The organism is Streptomyces yunnanensis (genome assembly GCF_029011865.1).
GTDB lineage: Bacteria > Actinomycetota > Actinomycetes > Streptomycetales > Streptomycetaceae > Streptomyces > Streptomyces yunnanensis.
This window is the reverse complement of the sequence record NZ_CP095749.1, coordinates 3,651,445-3,669,168: the sequence shown is the minus strand read 5'-3', so window position 1 is coordinate 3,669,168 and position 17,724 is coordinate 3,651,445. Positions and strand designations below refer to the sequence as shown.

Genomic DNA, 17,724 nt, shown 5'->3' with positions numbered 1-17,724 from the left:
GCGATGGGCTGGCATGGGGCCCGTAGCGCCGTAGGGCTTTGGAGAGGTGTGCGCAGCGTCAGTCGTATGCCATGGCGCGGAAGGCGTTGCGGATGTCGGTCAGGGGTTGTCGATCGCGGGTGTAGTAAATCGCGTTCGTCAGCCGTCGTGCTGCGGGCGGTCTGCCTGCTCTCACCCGGAGGAGCCCAGTCGGCTGCGAATGTCCGCGGGAAGTGGGTAGTGCACCTCTGCGGGGATTGCGGCGTCGGCTCTGTCTTGTCTTCCGGCTCGTATGTCCTCGTGGATGGCGTGTACCAGGGGCGTGATGTCGCGGAGTTCGACGATCCATTGGTCCACGTACAGGTTGACGGCCTCGCCGGACAATCCCACTTGGATCGCGCGGTCGGCCAGAGGTGAGAGGTCAGTGGCGCGCTCGGGGTCCCATTGCACTCGTACCGGGCTGGTTGCCTTCAGGGACCGCCAGGCGGATTCGCTGTCGTGCAGTCCTGGTTCGAAGTGGCTCAGACAGGCGTGGCGCAGGGCCCATTCGAATCCGGCTCGGCTGATCTGAATCGCGAGAACTCGTTCTTGGCCGGGCTTGGTTGCCCAGCCGGAGCGGTACATCATCCAGCGAAACGACGGCTTGATCCAGGTCATGCGGTCGCGTTTGAAGGGTGCCACGAACGTGCCGGCGGCGACTGCCGGCAGCGCGATCTGCGGCGGGTACGCCTGGTAAACGGTGATCGTTTCCGCGGTGTACTTGGCGCGGACGAGGCGGCTGCCGGAAACTTTCACGGGCTCGTCTGTGGGTCTCATTCTCACTGTCCAGTGATTTCTTGCGCCCATTCCGAGGTGTCTGCGAGGAAGGGCCCCGAGACCTCGTCCGCGCCAGCCGTGTACAGGAGCCAGCGCAATTCGTCACAAGCGAAAAATGATTCGCCCCAGCTATCGGTCCAGACGCGTACCTGTCGGTCCCCGACCTGAGTGACGTCCCACCACGCCCAACCCCTGAACTCGTTGTCGGGATCGAATTCGAAAAGCCACCACTGCAGGTCCCAAGATTTTTCGTTGACTGCCGCGTGGTAGCGATCCGTGCCGCGACGGGAGAACTCCGCGGTCTCACTCCCGGCGCCGCTCGCTGCCGCGAACCATTCGGGTATGCCCTCGGTCGGCAGGTCTTCATCGTCGAAAGACTCGGTAATGGCGAGATCGAGCGCGGCGGACAGTACCGTCCGTACCCGACGGATGTAGTCCTGCGGGTCGACCGCTGTAACGACATCGAAGACGGTGAGTACGGGTGGGGCTCCCTCGGTCGAGGGTCGGGCCTCCACTCGCTGCCGTTCCTGACGCAGGTCATCAATCTCGTGAAGCATCCACACTCCCATTACATAGTCTTGATCATCCTACCAGAGTTGGGCTTGATTTCCCCCATGAATTCATCGAGCAGCTTGGCCGGAATTCCATACAGGTCGGGCCCCTTGGTCGGGTCTGATATCTCTGGTTTATCGCTCTTGTACTTCTTCCAATCTTGCTTGGTGCCCTCCCAATTGTCCGGGGCGCCTTGTGGAACGGCGGTTTCGCGCACTTTTTCAAGATAGGACTTGGGCATATCGAAGGCGACGATCTCGTCGGGCCTTGATTGCCCACTCCGATATTCCGTGGTGTGCTTGATGTCGTTGCTCATGTTCACGTACAGGGACTGCTTCCCCTGGAGGGTGACCTCGCCGTTCGGGCCGATCTTGATCCGCTGGCTTCCAGGGTGATCGGTTTGTTTCCGGTAGACGGTGATGTAGTCGGGGGAGAGGCCGAGGGGGTCCGCCCAGGTGTGCGGATTGTGTACGTAGGTGGCGGGGTTGGGGGCCGGTGCAAGGCCCAGGGGATCCGGCGTGGTGTAACGCGCGGTCTCCGGGTCGTAATAACGGTGCAGGTTGTAGTGGAGCTGGGTCTCTGCGTCGAAGTACTGGCCGGGGAACCTGATCGGCGTGTAGGCGGTGTCCTCGTTGCGCCACGTGGTGGTGCCCCAGAGGGTGGACCTGGCGCGCCACGCGATGTCGCCCGTCTCGTCGACGAGTTCCCGCGGCGCGCCGACCAGGTCCGTGACGATGGCGTAGAAGCGCCGATCGATCTCCTCTTGGGGCGCGGTGCCGGCCGGCGACTTGTGTTCGCTCTGCGCTATCGGGCCCTGGCCGTCGTAATCCCAGGTCAGAGTGACGGTATCGGGGCGGCCGGCTGCCTGCTGGGTTTCTTCGACGAGGGTGGAACCGTCCCAGGTGAAATCCGTTCGCTGGAGAACGGTGCAGCCGTCGACGCCCAGCCGCTCCTTGGCCGTCCGGCGACCCAGCGGGTCGTAGCGGTAGCGCCAGCGCGTGCCGCCGGGAGTGACCACCGAGGTGAGCCGGTCCTGGGCGTCCCACTCGTAGGACCAGACATCCGGCTTGCGTGACAGCCGGTTCTTGATGCGGGTGGTGACGCGGCCCTGGGCGTCATAGGAGTAGCGGATGCGCCCGGCCGTGATCAGCCTGTTGTGGTCGTAGGTCCGTTCGCCCTGCGCGTCATTGGCCGGATGCCGGTCAGGCCACTGTCCCTCGGTCTGGTTACCCGCTTCGTCGTAGGCATACCGCTCCGACCACCCATGCGCCTGTACGGAGACGACCCGCCCACCCGCGTCCAGCTCGTAGGCTCGGTTCCCGTTCAACTGGTCGGTGATAGCAGTGAGATGGTCATCGGGGCGATAGGAGTACGTACGCTCTTGGAGCTGCCGACCGCGTCCCGTGAGCGTCTGCGTGGTGATGCGGCCCCGGGGGTCCCAACCATGGGTGAGGGCGATCGCGTCACCGAAGTGCCGAGCTGTCTCTTGGCCCGCGTGATCGAAGTCGAAGGTGAACGCATGCCCGGAGGCGGACATCGCGGTGCGGTTGCCGGCGGCGTCATACGTCCACGTGCTGACGGCTCCGGAGGGGGTAGTACGTCGAATGCGGCGCCCCAGGGCGTCGTAGGCGGAGGAGACGGTGCGACCGTCGCATTCCTCCGCCAGGACCCGGCCGAGCTGGTCACGCTCGTAGGTCACCGTCGATTCCCGGCCAGCGGCCCTCAGCAGATGACCGGCCGCATCGTAGAGGAACTCGACGGCATCGTCCTCGGTGTGCTTCAGTGCGATCCTGCCGAGGGCGTCACGCTCGTAACGCGTTATCTGGCCCAGGCCGTTGGAGCGTGAGACGAGCCGGCCGGCGGCGTCGTGGGTGTACTGCAGGGTGCGGCCGTCGAAGTCGGTCTCCCCGACGAGGCGTCCGGCCGGGTCGTAGTCATACGTCCAGCGCAGCCCGCGGGGGTCGGTGACTTCGGTCAGCCGCAGATGTGCGTCATGGGTGTATGTGTAGCGGGCTCCGTCAGGAGCGATGCGGGCGGCCAGGACGTCGAAGTGGGTCCACTCGTAGTGAGTGGTGTTCCCGGCCTGATCCGTGTAGCTCGTGCAGTTGCCCTCGCCGTCATACGTCCAGTTCTCCTCGGACGCGTCCGGGTGGATACGTGCCGTCAGCTTGCCATCTGCCGTCCGTGCCAGTCGCGTGGTGGCGCCTAGAGGGTCGGTGATGGCGATGACGCGCCCAAAGGAGTCGCGTTGACAGCTTGTCCGAGCGCCGGCCGGATCAACGGTGCTGAGCACCCGGCCCGCTTCGTCGGAGGACAGTTGAGTGACGTGTCCCAGCGCGTCGGTGACCGAGGTGAGGTGGCCATGGCTGTCGTAGGTGTACCGCGTGGTGGCGCCGGTGGGATCCACGACCGCGGTGCGGTTACCGCGTGAGTCGTACTCCTGCCGCCACACGGCGCCGTCCGGTGCTGTGACTTCTACGGGTAGGTGCAGGTCGGAGTAGGCAACGGTGGTCTGTGTGCCATCCGGGCGGTGTATGGCTGTCGTTCGCCCGTGCTCGTCATGGTCGAACGTGGTCCGCCGGCCGAGGGCGTCTGTGACTGCCGTGATCCGGTCATGGCTGTCGTGTTCGGTGCGGATCGTGTTGCCGAGCGGATCCGTCTCGGCGACGATCTGTAGCCGTTCGTTGACCGTGTAGCGGGTGGTGTTCCCGTCGGCGTCGGTGGCGGTGGTGACGCGCAGCCCAGTGACGAGATCGGCGGCACTGTAGCTGAAGCGAAGGCTGACGTGCCCGTCCTCGCCGCCTTCGGCGGTGCAGCGGTCCTGATCGTCGTAGTGGTACTCGTAACGGCGATGGTTGCTGTCTGTCCAGGAGGTGACGCGGCCCCGGGTGTCGTAGCTGAAGTTCAGGGGCTGCCCGGCGGCGTTGGTGACGGCGGTGAGGTGACCGTCGGTGTACTGGTACCGCCTGATCAGATGGTCGCCGCCATCGGGTGCCGCCCCTGCGAGATGGAGGGCGGTGATCCGGTCGTCCTCCGTGGTGAGGAGGAGGTGATGGCCGGCTCCGTGGCGAATGGCGACCGGTGCTCCTGTCCGGTCGTCGTAGTCGAATGTGATCCGGTTGCCGTTGCGGTCGCTGATTTCGTCCAGCAGCGCCAGTCCGTCATCGTGTGAAGCCTGGAGGAAATACCGGGTGTGACCGGTGTCGGGACGGTGCAGCGCCCAGTCACCCTGCTCGGTCAGCGTCAGGGGCCATTGCGGACCGCGGACGGGCAATACCTCCTCGCCCGCTTCGGGATGCGGGTAGGACAGGAGGAGTCCGTCTTCGGCGACGAAGATGATTCCCTGGTCGTCGATCTCCAGGCGCTGGTCGGCCGTCGACGACCACGAGGGCCCGAACCAGCGGCCGGCCCGATAGCCCGACTCCACACGACGGGTGAAGTCCAGGGGTAGCGTCCCCTCCAGCGCGATATCCCGTTGCGGCAGGAACATCTTGCCGCTGGCCATGTCCACCGGGTCGCTCTTCCCGGAGTTGACCGTGTCGGACGGCCGTGTGTGGCTGTTGGGATGGCTGTTGTTTGTCTGCTCACGACCGGGCCCCTTGCCCCGCTTGTTTCCGGCGGATTTGGGGGAGGTGCCAGGACCGGTGTGGGGTGCCTTCGGGTCTTTCGTGTGCTCCTTGAGGAGCTTGTCGAGTTCTGAGGCGTGCTTGGCGTCGTTCTCGGCGTGGTTGGTGGCGACCTTCTTCAGCCGTGTGCCCGTCCCGTGGTACAGGTCCTGGACTGCCTTGCCCGCGTCCTTCCCCAGTGTCTGAGCCAGCTTTGCCGCGCCGTGCTCCAGTGCCTTGACGATCGGATTGCTCATTCGAAGCTCACCCCCGCGGCCTTCGTCTCGAACTCGGCGGCATGCGACGCGATCGTCCGCGCATGCCCGTGCAGCTTCTCCGCGCGAGCGTGCAGCGCCTCCGGGTGGATGGAGAAGCTTTCTCCCGCACGGCCCCCGCCCCCGCCGGCGGAGACCCCGAGGACTGTCTCAGCGGCCTGGAAGACCAGGCCGCCCACCGCCTTGCCGACCGTCTCGACAAGGGGATTGATGGCCGCCTCGATGACCTGGCCGATGATGTACTGCTCCAGCTGCTGTACCAGGTAATCCATGAGCTTCTCGGCAGCCTCAACGACCAGCGCCTCGGCCGCCTCCGCGATGCCGAGGGTGGCCACCGCGGCGGCCTGGTCGGCCACGAAAGTGATCGCCAGCACCGTCAGTTCGGCGATCGCCTCCAGCTTCATCGCCACGATCGTGTCCGCCGCGATATCCAGAGCGTCGGCCACCGTGTGACAGGCGTTGACCAGCTCCGTCATGTGGCTGTCGGACATCTGGCCCCATTTGGCCAGCAGCGCCTCGTACGACGCGCCCTGATACACGTCCTCCAACTGCTTGACCGTTGCAGTGGAATCCTTGTGGGTGTCATCCACCTTCTGCGCGAAATCCCGCACGTGAGAGCCGAATTCGCGGACCTTGTCCTCGTTGATGTTCGGCCAGTTCACCCCGATGAACTGAAGGAACGACACCACCTGCTCAGGCAGCTCGATCGCCATGCTGATCCCCCCGATCGCATCCATGACAGCTCATCAGACGTCTCTCAAGAGAGGGTAATAGGAGGGTAAATATGCACCCTTGGGGTCGCCATCAGTACATATGGGGGCAAGCGTTCTGGTGATCGCCAAGCGGGACTCGTTGGGCCGGCATGCCCAGCGGGCCACCCGCAGTCCTTCAACGACGCTGACGCACTTCCGGCGAGAAGTTGGGCTGCCCCAACCTGAGCGGCTGCCCGGCCGCAACGGTGCGTAGGGAGAGCGGCGATGGTCGCTCCGCGGGGCCGGAAGGGCAGGGCCAGCGGGGCCGCTCCGGTCGGCTGGGCAGTGGCTTCCACCTGATAGTCGTGATCATCGACGGTCACGCGGTCGCCGATCCGGCAGCCGCCCGGCTGTGGCAGCCTTGCCCGTCGCGTGGGAGCGCTGCTGGCAGGCCCTGGAGCAGGCGCTGGGCCCGGCACCGGCCGACGCGTCCGCGGCGGCGCGGCCCGGGGCCGCCCACCGGTGCGTCCGGTTGCTGGATCGACGCTGGATCGCGCCCGGAATCGTGCGATCGCCTCAGGTCACTGCGGAGTCGTCGATGTTCCGCTTCAACGTCTGAGCGGATGGGGCGACACCACGTTGCTCGACGTGGCAAACGTGCAGGTCAGAAGGGGCCGGACTCGTGAGCGGTCGGCCCCTTCGTCCATCCCGTGCTGGATCGGTGCTGGATGTTCTGACCCGACGTCAGGCGTGCTCAGGTGTCGTACACAGTGGAGCGATGCCCGACATGCACGACCCACACCACCAGCTCGCCGTTGTCGATCGTGTAGATCACGCGGTAGTCGCCCACGCGTAGGCGGCGGCGGTCGGGTTGGGAGACGAGGGCGGTGGTGTTGAACCCCAGAGGGTCACTCTCCAGCTCGGTCAACTTGGCCAGAATGCGGAGGGCCATGTCTCGCGGCACCTTGCGGAGTTCGGCCTGAGCCTCGGGCCGGAAGACGGTGCGGTACTCACTCACTGCGCGCCAGCGTCTCCCTCATGATGTCCTCGATCGGGATACCGGGCGCCGGATTGGCCATGCGCTCGTCGATGATCCGGTTGATCTCGCGCTCTTCCCACTCCTGGTATTTCCGGAGCACGTCGATGGACACCACGGCAGCCACCTCCTTGCCTCGGCGCGTGATTACCGTCGGCACGTCGTCGCGGTCGGCTCGTTCCACGACCTCGGCCAGGTGCGCCCGGACATCGCGGATGGACTCTATGGGCAGCGGCTGTGTCATGCGCCCAAGCGTACCGAGTGTGCCATGTGTACACAATGGCTCATGGTTGCTCGCGTGGGCTGGACAGCTCTTGACCGTGCTGGATCTGTGCTGGATGCGGCCTGAGGAAGGTACGTTTCCGCAGGTGGCAGCGCTGTGCTAAGGATTCCGCTTCAACGTCTGAGCGGATGAGGCAACACCACGTCGCTGACTTTGTAGGCATACAGGTCGCCAAGGGTTCGGCTCTCTGGAGGCGGGCCCTTGGGTGTTTCCCGTGCTGGGTTGCCGCTGAGTTGATTCCCTCAGGTGCCTGAGCCCGGCCGGCGGAGCCCGGGCGTTCGCGCAGCATCGGTCCGCGGTCTTGGAGTGCAGGATCAGGCTCACTGACAGTCATAAGCTGGTTACCGCAGTGGACAGGTTCAGGGGCAGGGGGAAAGAGACCATGCGTGGCTTCACCGAGGCGAAGCTCAAGGCGTTGGCCGGTGTCCGTTCCTTCGAGCGCGGGCGCGGGTACGTGGATGCGGTGTCCGGGGTCGAGGTCGGTGACGGCTGGATCAGTGCGAGCGTCCACGGTACGGCGCGGTACGAGGTGGAGTTGTCCCTGGACGGGCCCGGTGGGCTGTCCGGCGTGTGCGATTGCCCGTATGGCCTTGAGGGCAATTTCTGCAAGCATCTGGTCGCCCTCGGCCTGACGGTGCTCGCCCGGCCGGAGAGCCTGCCGCGGCAGCGGAAGGCGGCGCGGGACCGGGCGCAGGACCTCGACGGGTGGTTGTCCGCCCTGACCAGGGACGAGTTGCTTGCTCTGGTGCGGGAACAGGTGGGCGAGGACCGGCAGTTGCGGCGCCGCCTGGAGCTGCGGGCCGCGAGCGCCCGTGGGGATCTCGCCGCGGTCCGGGCCCGTATCCGTGAGCTGCTCGACATCGGCCCGTTCGCACAGCACGGGTACGTCGAGTACGCCGATGCTCGCGCCTACGCGGACCAGGCCGGGCAGGCGGTGTCGGCGATCGGCGCGCTCACCGGCTCCGGACGGGCAGCCGACGCGATCATCCTGGTGGGGGAGGCGATGAAGTCGCTGGCCCAGGCGGTGGAGTGCGTCGACGACTCCGACGGATGGCTCGGTCAGGTGGGCGCCGGCCTCGCCGACGCCCACCTCGACGCGTGCCGTGCGGCGCGCCCCGACCCGGGGGAGCTCGCTCGCTGGCTGGTCGGCCATGCGCTGGGTGAGCTGGACGACGGCCTCACCGACATCGATCCGCTCGACTACGAGGACGTTCTCGGAGATGAGGGGATGGCCCTCCTGCGGAAGCGGGCGGTCGAGGCGTGGCAGGGCAACCGCCGTGGCTGGGCGGAGAAGTACCTGATGGAGCGCCTGGCCAAGGCGGGAGACGACGTCGACGCGGTGATCGCCGTGCATGCGGCCGACCTCGCGCCGAACGGCCACACGCACCTGGTCATCGCCCGTGAGCTGGATGCCGCCCGGCGCCCCGACGAGGCCCTGGGATGGGCGGAACGCGGCGTCCAAGAGGCCGGGGACCTCGCTGCCGTCGACACCGCGCTCGTCGACCACCTCTGCGATCGCTACGCGCAGGCGGACCGGCTCGACGACGCCGTCGCCCTGCGCCGCGACCACTTCGGTGCCCGCCGCACCCTGCTCACCTACCAGCAGCTGCGTGCCGCGGCCCGGGCCGCGGACTGCTGGTCGGCCGAGCGCGAGGGCGCGCTGGCCGTGCTGCGCGCCGACGCGGGGCGGCGGCAACGGGGTTGGTACGACGGCCCCGTCCTGGTCGACGCGCTGCTCGACGACAAGGACGTCGACGCCGCCTGGCAGGCCGCCACCGGGAGCGGCGCCCATGACCGGCAGTGGCTCACCCTTGCCGACCAGGCCCGCGCCACCCGTCCCGGCGACGCGCTCGGGGTCTATCTGCGCCTGGTGGAGCCGCTGACCGAGCGGACCGGCAACGCGGTCTACGAGCAGCTCGTCAGCCTGCTGCTGAGCATCCGGGACTGCCACCGCCGCCTGGGATCGTCGGGGGAGTTCAACGGTTATGTCACCGCCCTGCGTACCGGCCAGAAGCGCAAGCGGAACCTGATGCGCTTGATGGACGAGCACGGTCTGTGAGCCGGGCGACGCCTCGCAGGTGCGGCCGCTAGGGCCTGTCGTCGAACTCCCGTCGTTCGCCCGGAGGGTGGGCCTCGCGGCGTCTGGTGCGTGCGATCTCAAGGCGGAGGGTCATCCCGGTACCGGGCGTACCGGGATGAGCCCGACAACGCAGAGAGCGTGCGTGCCAGGCGTCGCGAGGCAGGCGGGAGTTTGACGACAGGCCCTAATGCCGGAACACCTCGAAGAGGACCGCGGGGCGGCCGTGGTGGCGGGCGGCGGCCCTGGCGAAGGAGCGGTCGAGGAAGTCGCGGGCGTAGGCGTGCGGGTCCTGGTCGGGGGCGGTGAGGGCCTTGATGTAGGTGGTGTGGGCGGCCAGGGAGGCGACGGCGCGGGGGATGCCGGGGCCCACTTCGGCGGCGTGGGTGGGGCGCGGGGAGCCGGCCACGGCGGTCCAGCGGACGCCGGACCAGGGGGCGAGGCCCTGGGTGTCGGCGAGTTCGGGGAAGATCCAGCGGTTGCCGGCGTCGGCGGGGGCGTCCAGGACGGCGCGGCCCACCACCCGGTGGTCGGGGGTGTTCCACTGCGTGCCGAACCAGGTGTCGCGGTGGTTGAGGGTGATCAGCAGCTCGGGGCGGTGCCGGCGGACCGCGGCGGCCAGGTCGCGGCGGAGCGCCGTGCCGGCCTCGATCACGCCGTCCCGGTGGCCGTCGAGGAACTCGACGGTGTGCACGCCGACATGGGCCGCGGCGGCGCGCTGCTCGGCCTCGCGGACCGCCGCGCACGCGGGCGGCGCCAGGCCGTCGATGCCGGCCTCACCGCGGGTGACCAGGAGGTAGCTGATCTCCCGGCCGGCGTCGGCCCATTCGGCGATGGCCGCCGCCGCGCCGTATTCGAGGTCGTCGGGGTGGGCGACGACGGCCAGTGCCCGCTGCCAGTCGTCGGGCATCGGCCGGAGGGAGCTGACGGCGGCGTTCTCGGTCGGCATCGCGGCCCCTTTCTGGTCGGTGACGATGGTGGCACGGCCGGCCACGGACAGATAGCCACGCACCGTGCTGGAACGGGTGTTTCGGTGCGGGCGGGATGGGGGCTTGAGGCGGTGTTGAGCTGCGTTCATTGCCGGAAGTGAAGGTTTGGCCAGAGCTTGCGGTCGGCGACGCGCGGTTGCCACGCTGTCGCTGACTGTCAAGCTGTTGGGAGGGGCCTGTGCCTTTCGGTGAGCAGCCCGCGTACCTCCGCGTCGCCGGTGACCTGCGTCAGAAGATCGTCGACGGGGTGCTGGCCCCGCACACCCGGCTCCCTTCCCAGGCCCGCATCCGCGAGGAGTACGGCGTCTCGGACACCGTCGCGCTGGAGGCGCGCAAGGTCCTGATGGCCGAGGGTCTGGTGGAGGGCCGGTCCGGGTCCGGGACGTATGTGCGGGAGCATCCGGTGCCGCGCCGGATCGCCCGCGGCGGTTATCACACCCTGGGGTGCACGCCGTTCCGCCAGGAGCAGACGGACGAGCGGGTGCGGGGCACCTGGGAGTCCAACAGCGAGCAGGAGGCGGCCGGTTCGGCGGTGGCGGCCCGGTTGCGGATCCCGGTGGGCGCCCGTGTGATGCGCACGCGGTACGTGTTCCGCGCGGAGGGGGAGCCGTCGATGCTCTCCACCTCCTGGGAGCCGCTGGAGATCACGGGACGCACGCCGGTGATGCTGCCGGAGGAGGGCCCGCTGGCGGGGCGCGGGGTGGTCGAGCGGATGGCGGCCATCGACGTGGTGGTGGACAACGTCGTCGAGGAGGTCGGGGCGCGGCCGGGCCTGGCCGAGGAGGCGATGGCGCTGGGCGGGGTGCCGGGCCATGCGGTGCTGGTCATCTCGCGCACCTACTTCGCGGGTGGCCGGCCGGTCGAGACGGCGGACGTGATCGCGCTCGCGGCGCGCCATCGGGTGGCCTACCACCTGCCGGTGAAGTGACCTGTCGGCCGCCTTCCCCGCCCGACCGACCGGTGGGGCGGGGAAGGCGGCGGTCTTCGAGGGTGTTCCGGGGGCCGGTGAGTGCCCTGCGAACTCCCTGTGTTCGTCAAGTCGACGGCCGGTATGGGGATCCTGCGCTATCCGCAGGGCTGTTGGGGATGACTTTCGGCCGACTTGGCTGTCCGATTTGCGGGGGTTCGCCCCGGAAAGTCGTCCGAATATCGGTGTTGGAAACCTCACAGAGGCTCAACTCGGCGGGATTTTTTGGCCGGTGTGGGAACCGGATCTTCGGATTCGCTCATACGATGGCGAAGTTTGTGCACGGCACGGGGGAAGATCAGGAGACCAGCACGTGACCACGACGAAGACGACGAGTGCGGAGCAGGGCTCGCACTCGTCGAATTACCGTCGGTCCCTCGGGACCATCGCCCTGACCGCCACTGGTCTCGGATCCATCATCGGTTCCGGCTGGCTGTTCGGGGCCGAGCGCGCCGCGGCCATCGCCGGCCCGGCCGCGATCCTCGCCTGGGTCATCGGCGCGGTCGTCGCCCTGACCATCGCGCTGACCTACACCGAGCTCGGCTCGATGTTCCCCAAGGCGGGCGGCATGGTCCGCTACGGCCAGTACTCGCACGGTTCCCTCGCGGGCTATCTGGCGGCCTGGGCCAACTGGATCGCCATCGTGTCCGTGATCCCGGGCGAGGCGACCGCCTCGGTGCAGTACATGAGCTCGTGGGACTTCGGCTGGGCCAAGGCGCTGTTCGACGGCAAGGAGCTCACCGGCTCCGGCGTCGCGGTGGCCAGCGTCCTGCTGATCTTCTACTTCTTCATGAACTGGTTCGCGGTCTCGCTGTTCGCCAAGACCAACACCGCGATCACGGTCTTCAAGATCGTCGTGCCGGCGCTCACCGCGGGCGCCCTGATCTTCGCGCACTTCGACACCAGCAACATCCAGCGCGCCGGCGGTTTCGCCCCCAACGGCTGGAGCGCGGTCTTCAGCTGTGTGGCGCTCTCCGGCATCGTCTGGGCCTACAACGGCTTCCAGTCGCCGCTCAACCTCGCCGGTGAGGCGCGCAACCCGGGCCGCTCGCTGCCCAAGGCCGTCACCTTCTCGATCGTCATCGCGCTGGTCATCTACCTCGCGTTGCAGGTCGCCTTCCTCTTCGCGGTGCCCGCCGCCGACCTGAGCAAGGGCTGGGGCGGTCTGTCCTACCACTCCCCGCTCGCCGAACTGGGCCTCGCCTGGGGCCTGAACTGGCTGGCGCTGCTGCTGTACGCGGACGCGTTCGTCTCGCCGTCCGGCACGGGCATGATCTACGCCGCCACCACCTCGCGCATGATCCAGGGCGTCCAGGAGAACGGTCACCTGCCGGGCGTCTTCGGCAAGGTGGACCCCAAGACCGGCATTCCGCGCCCGGCCCTGGTGCTCAACCTCGTCGTCGCGTTCATGTTCCTCGCGGTCTTCCGCGGCTGGGGTTCGCTCGCCGAGATCGTCTCGGTCGCGACCGTCATCTCGTACATCACCGGGCCGGTCGCGGTGATGGGTCTGCGGCGGCTGGCGCCGCAGATGAAGCGGCCGGTGAAGCTGCGCGCCATGCCGGTCATCGCGCCGATCGCGATGATCTTCGGTTCGCTGGTCCTGTACTGGGGCAAGTGGCCGCTCACCGGCAAGGTCATCTTCATCATGGCCATCGGGCTGCCGGTCTGGGCCTGGTACGAGATCGTCCGGCCGTGGAAGCAGGGCCGCAGCCCGCTGCGCGAGCTGATGCCGCACCTCAAGGCGGGCGCCTGGATGGTGATCTACCTCGTGGTGATGGCGGCCGTCTCCTACCTGGGCGGCAAGGAGTTCGGCGGCCAGGGCTACCTCCCGCCGGGCATCGACCTCGGGGTCGTCGCGGCGATCGCGCTGGCCTTCTACTACTGGGGCGTGCGCAGCGCCTGGCGCAACCCCTCGCTGGTCGCGGTCGAGGCCGAACTGGCCGCGGAGGAGAGCGCAGCGGAGGCCGCGGGCGACAAGGCCCCGACCACCGCCTGAGCGGCCGTTCGCGGCGCGCTTTCTTCCCCCAACGCACAAACCCTCACCGGCCACTCGCGGGCCGTACCTGGTACGTCCAGGGCCCGCGAGTGGCCGGTTCGGTCTCTCTTTGTGTAAATCCATAACCGGTGCGTGAAGGTCGGGCGTAGGCTCGGGCATATGCGGATTGCGATTTCGGCATCAGCACAGGAGGGGCGCGCCGCCGCGGCGCGCTGCGCGGCGGACGGAGGGGCGCAATGACCGATAACGAGACCGCGCTGCCCTGGCTCGTCATCCGCCAGGACGAAGGCGGTAACCGCTATCGCGTCGGCCGCTATGCCACCCGAGCGGAGGCGGAGCGGGTCGCCGAGCGCCTGGACACCCGTGGCAATCAGCGGCTCTACGTGGTCGAGCGGGTCGGGCAGGGGGCCTCGTAGGGAGTGGCATGAGGGGAGCGGAGCGGGGAGCGGGAGTCCGGCGGGGGACGTAGGCTGCCGCGCATGACGACGGTGCGCGTAGTGGTGGGCGGCGCGGTGTGCGAGCGGGGGCGGTTGCTGGCCGCCCGACGGAGCGCGCCGCCCGCGTTGGCCGGCCGCTGGGAGCTGCCCGGCGGCAAGGTGGAGGACGGCGAGACGCCGGAGCAGGCGCTGGTCCGCGAGCTGCACGAGGAGCTGGGCGTGGACGTCGCCCCCGTGGAGCGGATCCCGGGCGAATGGGTGCTGCGGCCCGGCTTCGTGCTCCAGGTGTGGACCGCCCGGCTGGTCACCGGCCGGCCGGAGCCGCTCCAGGACCACGACGAGCTGCGCTGGCTGCGGCCCGGCGAGGAGCGCGAGGTGGACTGGCTGGACCAGGACCGCCCGGCGGTCGCCGAGGTGATGCGCCGGCTGGGCTCCAGGCCCGCGGTGGGGATCCCGGGCGCCCGGCTGTAGCGGGCCGGGGTGCCGTCCGGTGTGCCTCTCGTGGGCGCGGGCCGGGTGGCGCTCGTGGTGGGCCTTCGTGCTCCGCCGTTCCGCGGGTGTGCGCGGCACGCTGACACTTTGCCGGGATATGGGCCATTTGTGCCACAGTGCACGGTTGATGGCGGTACTTGCCGCTCGATATCGGGTATGTCCTGATTGGCCCCTTTCGGTGTGGGCCGGGTACGACGGGGGACCCCTCGGCCTGGGAAGTGATCGGCGTGAGCGACAGCGCAGCGGCAGCGGCCCCGGAACCCGGCTCCGCCGATGTCCGCAGGCGCGGCAGGATCTCCGGTGCACCGAGCGCGGAATGGAGCTTCCCCGCCGATCCCGGCGCGGTGCGCACCGCCCGCACCATGGTCCGTCAGGTGCTCGACGACTGGGGGTTGAACGGCGCCGCCGACGTCGCGGTGCTGCTGGTCAGCGAGCTGGTCACCAACTCCCTGCGCTATGCCAGCGGTCCCATCGGCGTGCGCATGGTGCTGCTCGGCGCCGGGGCGCTGCTCATCGAGGTCTCCGATCCGCTGCCCGACCCGCCGCGGACCCGTTCCGCCGCCCCCGACGACGAGGGGGGGCGCGGACTCCAGCTGGTTGCGCACAGTTCGCGGCGCTGGGGCACCCGGCAGGGAAAGAGCGGCAAGACAGTGTGGTTCGAGCTGGCTGTGGCTGGTTAGGACTCATGAGGGGTCCTGATCGTTGCCATTTCATCGACATTTTGTAGATGGCCTGCGATCGAGACTGTGCTGTGATCGTGAAGACCGTGTTCCGGATAGCCGAGGTGCTGGAATACTCGGCAGGTCCGGTCCGGGCACGATGAGCTGGAGGGGACGGGGCTCGTGAGCGAGAAGTCATCTGGCGGGGTGGTACCCGCGCGGGACGGTGGCCGGGGCGGTGCGGTCGGTCCGGTGGACCCTGGCGAACGTCGCCATGCCCGCGAGCCGCAGGGCGCGCCCGTGTGGCAGAGCAGCCGGCCCGGATCGATCTACGACTACATCAAGGTCGCCTCGTTCTCGCTCGGGCCCGACGGGCGCGTCGACCAGTGGAGCGAGCGGGCCGAGCAGATGCTCGGCATCCCGGCCCGCCACGCCCTCGGCAAGGACCCCGTCGAAGCCTTCGTCCTCAGCGAGTTCCGGGAGACCGGGCGCCGCAAGGTGTGCGAGATCCTCGACGGCCGGGAGTGGACCGGTCTGGTGCCCTACCGCAGGGAAGCGGGCGGCGCGGCCGAGGGGCTCGCCGAGATCTATGTGATGCCGGCCGAGAACGAGCACGGCGAACGCGGCGCGGTCTGCCTGGTCGTCGACGTCAGGGCGCTCCGCGGCATCGAGACCGACCTCGCCGCCGCGCAGGCCGTTTTCGGTCAATCCCCCATGGGCTTCACCCTGTTCGGCACCGACCTGAAGCTGCTGCGGGTCAACGAGCGCTTCGCCACCGTCTTCGGCGGCCCGGCCGGCAAGTACCGCGGCGGCACCCCGCACGACTTCCTGCCCCGCCCCGAGGCCGAGCGGATGACCGTCGCGCTGCGCCGGGTGCTGGAGACCGGCGAACCGGTCAGCGAGATGCAACTGGTCGGCCGCGTCCCCGGCGAGGAGGACCGCCGTCGCTGGTCGGTCTCGCTGTACCGGCTGCACGGCGCCAGCGGCCGTCCCATCGGCGTCGCCGCGCTCGCCTCCGACGTCACCGGCCGCCGCCGCGCCGAACGCGAGGCGGCCAACGCCCGCCGCAATCTCGCGCTGCTCAACGAGGCCGGTGCCCGGATAGGCAATTCGCTCGACCTGGAGACCACCGCCCGCACCCTGCTGGACGTCGCGGTACCGCAGTTCTGCGACCTGGCGTCGGTGGACCTCTACCAGGGGCTGCTGGCCGGCGACGAGGAGCAGCCGGGGATGAGCGACGGCAGCGCGGAGCTGCGCCGGGTCGCCTTCGCCAGCGCGGTCTCCGACGCCCCGCTCCCCGGCAAGGCGCCGGAGGAGGATCCGGTCGCGGTCGGCGCGGTCCACCGCTACCCGTTCAACTCCCCGTGCGCGGCCGCCCTGCGGACCGCCCAGGCGCAGATCATCCCCGGCCGGGAGAGCGAGGAGGGGCCGGAGCTGGGCGCGGTGGTGCACTCCACCCTCGCGGTGCCGATGGTCGCCCGGGACACCGTCGTCGGCCTGGTGCAGTTCTCCCGTACGAAGGGCAGCGAGCCGTTCGGCGAGCGGGACACCGCGCTGGCGGTGGAACTGGCCGCGCGGGCCGCGGTCTGCATCGACAACGCCCGCCTCTACCGCCGGGAGCACGAGCGGGCCCTGATACTGCAGCGCAGCCTGCTGCCGCCCGGCGACCCCGAGGCGGCCGGCCTCGACATCGCCTGCCGCTATCTGCCCGGCACCACCGCCACCGAGGTCGGCGGCGACTGGTTCGACGTCATCGAACTCCCCGGACACCGCACCGCGTTGGTGGTCGGCGACGTCATGGGGCGGGGCCTGCGGGCCGCGGTCGCCATGGGCGAACTCCGTACCGCGGTGCGGACCTTGGCGCTGCTGGACCTGGAGCCGGCCGAGGTGCTCGGAGCGCTGGACGAGATCGCCCGAGGGCTGGGCGGCAGCGGGGACCGGGGGGCCGCGCGCAGCCGCTCGGGGGCCGCGTCCGGCGGGGCCGCCCAGGGCCGCTCGGCCCGGACCGCCGACCTCTCCGAGGTCTACCTCGCCACCTGCGTCTACGCCGTCTACGACCCGATCACCCGGGTGTGCACCTTCGCCAACGCCGGGCATCTGCCGCCGGTGCTGGTCGAGGAGGGCGAGGAGGCGCTGCTGCTGGACGTCCCGCCGGGGATGCCGCTGGGCGTCGGCGGGGAGCCGTTCGAGGAGATCGAGGTCGAGCTGCCGGACGGCGCGCTGCTCGCGCTGTACACCGACGGCCTGGTGGAGTCCCGGCACCATCCGCTGGACGAGGGGCTGCAGGCGTTCCGGCGGGCGCTGTCGGACTCCGGCCGGCCGCTGGAGGACGTCTGCGACCACGTCCTGAGCGCCCTGGACACCTCGCACGGCGAGGACGACATCGCGCTGCTGATGGCCCGGGTGCACGGGCTGCCCAAGGACGCGGTGGGCGACTGGAGCCTGGCGCCGGAGCCGCGTTCGGTCGCCCGGGCGCGGGAACTGGCCCGCGACCAGCTGAACGACTGGGGGCTGCAGGCCCTGGTCGACACCACCGAGCTGCTGGTCAGCGAGCTGGTGACGAACGCCCTGCGGCACGGGCACGGGGAGATCCGGCTGCGGCTGCTGCTGGACCGGACGCTGGTCTGCGAGGTCTGGGACGCCGATCTGGCCCAGCCGCGGCGACGGCGGGCCCGGGACACGGACGAGGGCGGCCGCGGTCTGCAGCTCGTCGGCCTGCTGAGCGAGCGCTGGGGGAGCCGGCGCACTCCGCGCGGCAAGACCGTCTGGTTCGAGCTCGCCCTGCCGGACGGCGACGCGACGCCGGTGGACCCGGCAGAGGCGCTGCTGAGCCTCTTCTGAGGGCCCGCGGGGCACAGCCCGGGGCCGT

The 17,724-nt window shown here is 69.3% G+C and carries 15 protein-coding genes; 8 read left to right on the top strand and 7 right to left on the bottom strand.

Annotated elements, in window-relative coordinates:
- Positions 1-171: 171 nt before the first annotated feature.
- Genes MOV08_RS15860 through MOV08_RS15845 form a run of 4 tightly spaced genes read right to left on the bottom strand, consistent with a single transcriptional unit; the run spans position 172 to position 5,964 of the window.
- Entirely contained in the window at positions 172-795 is a 624-nt protein-coding gene (locus MOV08_RS15860) for a DUF4291 domain-containing protein (RefSeq protein ID WP_420834163.1), read from the bottom strand.
- Between the two features lie 2 nt (positions 796-797).
- Positions 798-1,352: a hypothetical protein gene (locus MOV08_RS15855; RefSeq protein WP_275307808.1), complete on the bottom strand. Its 555-nt coding sequence runs from the start codon at positions 1,350-1,352 to the stop codon at positions 798-800.
- An 11-nt stretch (positions 1,353-1,363) separates the two neighbouring features.
- Positions 1,364-5,209: a DUF6531 domain-containing protein gene (locus MOV08_RS15850; RefSeq protein WP_275307807.1), complete on the bottom strand. Its 3,846-nt coding sequence runs from the start codon at positions 5,207-5,209 to the stop codon at positions 1,364-1,366.
- Positions 5,206-5,964, bottom strand: a complete 759-nt coding sequence (locus tag MOV08_RS15845) for a WXG100 family type VII secretion target (RefSeq protein ID WP_275307806.1) — start codon at positions 5,962-5,964, stop codon at positions 5,206-5,208. The genes MOV08_RS15850 and MOV08_RS15845 overlap by 4 nt, the downstream gene beginning before the upstream one ends.
- A gap of 367 nt (positions 5,965-6,331) precedes the next feature.
- Here MOV08_RS15845 and MOV08_RS15840 point away from each other — a divergent pair, with 367 nt between their 5' ends.
- Complete coding sequence (locus MOV08_RS15840; protein WP_275307805.1) at positions 6,332-6,538, top strand: hypothetical protein; 207 nt, start codon at positions 6,332-6,334, stop codon at positions 6,536-6,538.
- A 135-nt stretch (positions 6,539-6,673) separates the two neighbouring features.
- On the opposite strand, the gene MOV08_RS15835 is transcribed toward MOV08_RS15840, so the two are convergent.
- Positions 6,674-6,937, bottom strand: a complete 264-nt coding sequence (locus tag MOV08_RS15835; RefSeq protein WP_032763468.1) for a type II toxin-antitoxin system RelE family toxin — start codon at positions 6,935-6,937, stop codon at positions 6,674-6,676.
- Positions 6,930-7,199 carry a type II toxin-antitoxin system Phd/YefM family antitoxin gene (locus MOV08_RS15830; protein ID WP_039633133.1) on the bottom strand — a complete coding sequence of 90 codons (270 nt, stop codon included), beginning with the start codon at positions 7,197-7,199 and terminating at the stop codon, positions 6,930-6,932. Before MOV08_RS15830 ends, MOV08_RS15835 begins: the two co-directional genes overlap by 8 nt.
- A gap of 421 nt (positions 7,200-7,620) precedes the next feature.
- On the opposite strand from MOV08_RS15830, the gene MOV08_RS15825 reads away from it, so the two are divergent.
- Positions 7,621-9,297: an SWIM zinc finger family protein gene (locus tag MOV08_RS15825; RefSeq protein WP_275307804.1), complete on the top strand. Its 1,677-nt coding sequence runs from the start codon at positions 7,621-7,623 to the stop codon at positions 9,295-9,297.
- Positions 9,298-9,502: 205 nt separating this feature from the next.
- Here the strand turns inward: MOV08_RS15825 and MOV08_RS15820 are convergent, their stop codons facing one another.
- On the bottom strand, positions 9,503-10,264 hold the full coding sequence (locus MOV08_RS15820; protein WP_039640898.1) for a PIG-L deacetylase family protein: 762 nt from the start codon (positions 10,262-10,264) through the stop codon (positions 9,503-9,505).
- Between the two features lie 218 nt (positions 10,265-10,482).
- Between MOV08_RS15820 and MOV08_RS15815 the strand changes: the two genes are divergently transcribed.
- The 6 genes from MOV08_RS15815 (at position 10,483) to MOV08_RS15790 (ending at position 17,696) form a co-directional block, all read left to right on the top strand.
- Entirely contained in the window at positions 10,483-11,232 is a 750-nt protein-coding gene (locus MOV08_RS15815) for a GntR family transcriptional regulator (RefSeq protein ID WP_039633129.1), read from the top strand.
- Positions 11,233-11,584: 352 nt separating this feature from the next.
- Positions 11,585-13,267, top strand: a complete 1,683-nt coding sequence (locus MOV08_RS15810; protein ID WP_039633127.1) for an APC family permease — start codon at positions 11,585-11,587, stop codon at positions 13,265-13,267.
- 236 nt (positions 13,268-13,503) lie between these two features.
- Entirely contained in the window at positions 13,504-13,683 is a 180-nt protein-coding gene (locus MOV08_RS15805; protein WP_039633125.1) for an SPOR domain-containing protein, read from the top strand.
- Between the two features lie 63 nt (positions 13,684-13,746).
- Entirely contained in the window at positions 13,747-14,175 is a 429-nt protein-coding gene (locus tag MOV08_RS15800) for a (deoxy)nucleoside triphosphate pyrophosphohydrolase (RefSeq protein ID WP_039633122.1), read from the top strand.
- A gap of 239 nt (positions 14,176-14,414) precedes the next feature.
- Complete coding sequence (locus MOV08_RS15795) at positions 14,415-14,876, top strand: ATP-binding protein (protein ID WP_420834162.1); 462 nt, start codon at positions 14,415-14,417, stop codon at positions 14,874-14,876.
- A gap of 231 nt (positions 14,877-15,107) precedes the next feature.
- Positions 15,108-17,696: a SpoIIE family protein phosphatase gene (locus MOV08_RS15790; RefSeq protein WP_275307803.1), complete on the top strand. Its 2,589-nt coding sequence runs from the start codon at positions 15,108-15,110 to the stop codon at positions 17,694-17,696.
- The last annotated feature ends 28 nt before the right edge of the window (positions 17,697-17,724 follow it).